Source organism: Clostridium sp. MT-14, from assembly GCF_042436595.1.
Lineage (GTDB): Bacteria > Bacillota > Clostridia > Clostridiales > Clostridiaceae > Clostridium_B > Clostridium_B aromativorans.
Genome location: NZ_JBHMIY010000081.1, coordinates 1 through 1,476, shown reverse-complemented (window position 1 = coordinate 1,476; position 1,476 = coordinate 1). Strand labels below are relative to the sequence as shown.

Sequence of the window (1,476 nt, the reverse complement as noted above, 5' to 3'; positions counted from 1 at the left end):
TTGGCACCCATGGGGAAAATACCTACTTTGTAGTCAATTCCTTTTTCTTCGGCCTGTTCTTCAGTATACCCTACGGCAGCTATCTCAGGTTTTGTATATACACAGGAGGACACGGTCTTGTAATCCATCTTTGCATTCTGACCCGATATATTTTCTGCAGCCACCACACCCTGTTCGGAAGCAACATGGGCGAGCATTATTTTCCCTGTACAGTCCCCTATGGCATATATATTTTCTATATTAGTTCTCATATGATCATCCACACATACATTTCCCTTTTCCACCTTTACTCCAATTTTATCTAAATCAAGCCCCTCTGTATTTGCACGCCTTCCTATGGCTACCAATACTTTCTCGGCCTCCACGCTTGAAACGCCATCTCCTTTAGTAAAATCAACCTTCAGTCCATTTTCTACCTTTTCTATTTTAGTTACCTTGCATCCGGTATTCAGTGTAACTCCTCTTTTTGACAGCTTATCGGCAATTAGATTTGAAATCTGCCTGTCTATAGGCGGTAAAATAAACGGCAGCATTTCCAGAATGGTCACTTTCTTTCCAAAAGAACTGAACAGGCTTGCAAATTCTATGCCTATTACTCCGCCGCCTATAATCACTATTGTCTCCGGAAGAGATTCAAAATCCAGTGCACCGGTGCTGTCCACTACACCTTCAAGGCCTATTCCGGGTATAAGAGGTGCAAAGGGAAGAGAACCTGTGGAAATTATGGCATCGTCAAAACTTATTTTTTCAGCTTCTCCATTTTCTCTGGTTACTACAATGGAATTTTTAGCTTCCATTTTGGCAAACCCCTTGATCACATTTACCTTGTTATATGAAAGCAGTCCTTTTACTCCTGATACAAGTTTCTTTATTATTCTCTTTCTTCTCTTCTGAAGGTTTTTCCAGTTTATGCTCACTTCGCCCACATCAATTCCCAGATTTCTGCTGTCTTTGATTTCACTGAACAGTTCTGCAGAATGGAGCAGTGTCTTTGTAGGTATACATCCTACATTGAGGCAGGTTCCGCCAAGTTCTGCATTTTCAACAAGGGTTACTTTATTCCCCAGCTGTGCAGCACGGATAGCAGCTATATAACCTCCCGGGCCTCCACCTATAACAACTACATTTCTAGAGCCTGCCTCACGTTTATCGCCCCGGACTTCCGGCTCTCCTGCTTCTTCTACCTCATCTTTTCCCTCNTAACCTCCCGGGCCTCCACCTATAACAACTACATTTCTAGAGCCTGCCTCACGTTTATCGCCCCGGACTTCCGGCTCTCCTGCTTCTTCTACCTCATCTTTTCCCTCTGCTCCCGCCTCTTTCAAAAGCTCTGAAATATCTTCATTCTCACCAGCTATTACAGCAACGGGTGTCAGGCATTTAACCGTCTCTCCCTCTTCTACCAGTATTTTTCTAAGTACCCCGCTTTCTTTTGCCTCTATCTCGTTCGTAAGCTTATCCGTTTCAACTTCAAAT

The 1,476-nt window shown here is 43.5% G+C and carries 1 protein-coding gene; it reads right to left on the bottom strand.

Annotated features, from left to right (window positions below; translation table 11 throughout):
* Nucleotides 1-1,476: dihydrolipoyl dehydrogenase (gene lpdA / locus ACFHWD_RS20560; RefSeq protein WP_378062937.1), on the bottom strand; the 1,476-nt coding region annotated here is incomplete at both ends.